Raw genomic sequence first — 3,059 nt, 5'->3', positions numbered from 1 at the left:
GGTCGGCGGGGAGGCGGGGCGGACGGCGCGGGCCGGCAGGGGACCACCCTGCTGCTTTGGGACGTTAAGCGCACGGCGGATGGTCAGGCCGACGGCCTCCCCCGTTGCTTCGGGACGTTGCGCGCGCCTTGAGCGCATAGGTTCACCGTCGAATGCACAGGTTAACCATCCAGGTCATACGCCCTGCCCATGACTTCGACGGCTAACCCATGACTTCGACAGGGCGGCGTGACCGCCACCTGGAACGAACGGCAGCGGACCGGCCGCTCGCCGCGCGCGAGGGGCTCACCCGGCTACCGCACCACCGAGCACGGCCACGACCTCCTCGCGCAAGAGCACGCCGCCCGCATCCGCCGGGTGATGCACGGTGTGAATGCCGAGCGCCGCAGCCTCGGAAACGTTCGCGGCGTTGTCGTCGACGAACAATGCCTCTTCCGGGCGCGCCCCCACCAGCTCCAGCACCGCGTGGAAGTACTCCGGGTCTGGTTTGGCCAGGCCCAGCGCGCAGGAGTAGGCGTCGACGTCGCACAGGCCGTCATAGCCGAGGGACCTGCGCATCCACTCGCGGCGTTCTCGCTGCTGGTTGGTGGCCAGCGCGGTCACATAGCCGGCTGCTTTGAGATCACGCACCGTCTGCCAGGCAAGGGGATCGGGTGTCGCGTTCCACCACAGGTCCAGCAGCGCCTCGACGCTTGCCTCCAGCTGCAGCCGAGTCACTAGCCGCTCCAGCAGCGTCCGCAAGTCCTCACGGCCCATGAGCGCGGGCCCTTCCTCGGCCAACAGAGCGCGGGCGAACTCGGCTCCTCCGCCCTCCTCCAGCGCCTGATCCCAGGGTGTACCGATGAACTGCAGCACGCCGTCGGCGTCGAACAGCACGGCGCGTATCGGCGTGGTACCCAGGGTGGGAATGGTGGGTGGGGCGGGGACAGAGGCCTGCATCATGGAAAGATCGTGGCCTACCTGGTGCCAGGGCGCCAGCGGGCGCGCCCGGCCGAGTAGTTCCTTCCGCCTGCGCCCGCCGAGCCTGGCCCATACTGGCCCCATGGCAGATCCCGCAACCGCTCCGATTCCCGCCCTGCACGACGACGGCGCCTACGCCGAGTCGATCATCGACTTCGTCACCGCCTCGCCGACCAGCTACCACGCCGCCGCCGAGATCGCGCGGCGCTTGGACGCCGTCGGGTTCGCGTCGGTTCGGGAGACCTCCACCTGGGACGAGCGTCTGCCCCGGCGCGGCTACACCGTGCGCGACGGCGCCGTCATCGCCTGGATGCTGCCCGAGCACCTGGGTGCCGACGCCGGGCTGCGGATCGTCGGCACCCACACGGACTCCCCGGCGCTGCGGCTCAAACCGCACGCAGCGATGGTGCGCGACGGCGTTGAGCTGCTCGACGTGGAGGTTTACGGCGGGCCGTTGCTCAACTCCTTCCTCGACCGAGAGCTCGGGTTGGCCGGGCGCCTGGTCACCCGCGACGGCGCCACCCACCTGGTGCGTACCGGGCCGATCGCACGGGTCGCCCAGGTGGCCCCGCACCTGGACCGCAGCGTCAACGACTCCCTGCACCTGGACAAGCAGGCTCATCTGCTGCCGCTGTGGGCACTCGCCGACGACGGCGCGGAGAAAGCCGAGCGCGGTGCGGCCGCAGTCGACGCGGGTGCTCCCGACGTCACCCGGCCCGGTGCCGACGCGCCCGAGCGCTACCTGTGCGAGCTTGCCGGCATCGACTCCGCCGACCTCGTCTTCACCGACATCCTCACCTACCCCACCGAGCCTCCGGCCCGCTTCGGACGCCACGGCGAATTCCTAGCCTCATCGCGGCTCGACAACCTCTCCTCCGTGCACGCCGCGCTCATCGCCCTTGAGGCGCTGGGGCGTGCGGACGCCGAGGTCGCCGAGCCGGTCGTCTTCGTGGCCAACGACCACGAGGAGGTCGGCAGCGGGACCCGTGCCGGCGCCGCGGGCCCCTTCCTGGAGAGCGTGCTGTCCCGTCTTGCCCGGGTCATGGGGTTCGCCGGCGACGCCTACCAGGCGCTCCTGGCCCGTTCGCTGTGCGTCTCGGCCGACGCCGGCCACGCCGTCCACCCCAGCTACCCCCAGCTCCACGACCCGGCCGTGCGCCCCGTGCTCGGGGGCGGGCCGCTGCTCAAGATCAACGCCCAGCAGCGCTACGCCACCGACGCCGTCGCCGTCGCGGCCTGGAAGCGGGCCTGTGCCGACGCCGACGTCCCCAGCCAGGACTTCGTGTCCAACAACGCCGTCCCCTGCGGCACGACGATCGGCCCCATCACCGCCACCCGGCTCGGTATCCCGACCGCCGACGTCGGCCAGGGGCTGCTGTCGATGCACTCCCAGCGGGAGATGTGCGCCGTTGCCGATGGCCCGCGCCTGGCCCGGGCCATGCGCGGCTACTGGCTCGGGGCGTAAGCGGCGCGTGCCTCGGTTGCCGCTCCAGCGAAATACGACCCTCGGGTGCAGTTCACGACCTTGGGGTGCACTTCACGACCACCCCGGGGTCGTGCAACGTACCCCAAGGTCGTGAATCGGAGAGGCGGGCAGTGAGGGCGTCGGCCAGCGGCCGGGTTTGCGCACCGCGGGATAACCGCGTGGTCCGGCCGTGGTCCGGCGCGGCCGCTTAGCCCCGCCTGGTCAGTGCCAGGCGCCGCGCCAGTACTGGACGGGCAGGTTCGCGTCCTGCCAGTCATTGACGCCGAGCTCGTGTGCCCAGCGCACCGGCAGGTACGGGTCGCGCAGCGCGGCACGGCCCGCGGCGACGGCGTCGGCCAGGCCCGCCACCAGAATCTGCTCGGCCTGCAGACCCGAGTCGATAATGCCGACCGTGACCACCTGCGGCTGCCCGCCGCCCGGCGTCGTCATCCCCGCCACGGCCCGCTTGACCTGACCGGCGAAGGGCACCTGGTAGCCGGGGCCGGTCGGTACCCGAGCCGGGACGTTGCCGCCGGTGGACACGTGCAGGACGTCGACACCGGCCTCGACCAGCTGCCGGGCCAGCTCGGCGGTGGCCTCGCCGGTGAGCCCACCCTCGGTCCAGTCGGTCGCC

2 protein-coding genes and 1 pseudogene are annotated in these 3,059 nt (G+C 71.8%); 1 reads left to right on the top strand and 2 read right to left on the bottom strand.

Features of this window, described 5'->3' with window-relative positions:
• Nucleotides 1-285: 285 nt before the first annotated feature.
• On the bottom strand, nucleotides 286-942 hold the full coding sequence (locus RWX45_RS02295) for an HAD family phosphatase (RefSeq protein WP_316022171.1): 657 nt from the start codon (nucleotides 940-942) through the stop codon (nucleotides 286-288).
• Between the two features lie 100 nt (nucleotides 943-1,042).
• On the opposite strand from RWX45_RS02295, the gene RWX45_RS02290 reads away from it, so the two are divergent.
• Nucleotides 1,043-2,425, top strand: coding sequence for a M18 family aminopeptidase (locus RWX45_RS02290; RefSeq protein ID WP_316022170.1), 1,383 nt, complete (start codon nucleotides 1,043-1,045; stop codon nucleotides 2,423-2,425).
• Nucleotides 2,426-2,647: 222 nt separating this feature from the next.
• Here RWX45_RS02290 and RWX45_RS02285 read toward each other — a convergent pair.
• Nucleotides 2,648-3,059: pseudogene (locus RWX45_RS02285) on the bottom strand (NADH:flavin oxidoreductase/NADH oxidase); the annotation flags it as partial.

Origin of the sequence: Actinomyces sp. MRS3W (assembly GCF_032465695.1) — a bacterium.
GTDB lineage: Bacteria > Actinomycetota > Actinomycetes > Actinomycetales > Actinomycetaceae > Actinomyces.
The sequence above is the reverse complement of the archived record's forward strand: the minus strand, read 5'-3'. Positions and strand labels throughout refer to the sequence as shown.

Excerpts from the sequence above, each read along its gene's own strand:
- RWX45_RS02290 (WP_316022170.1), top strand. The coding sequence starts at position 1,043 with ATGGCAGATCCCGCAACCGCTCCGATTCCCGCCCTGCACGACGACGGC.
- RWX45_RS02295 (WP_316022171.1), bottom strand. The coding sequence starts at position 942 with ATGATGCAGGCCTCTGTCCCCGCCCCACCCACCATTCCCACCCTGGGT.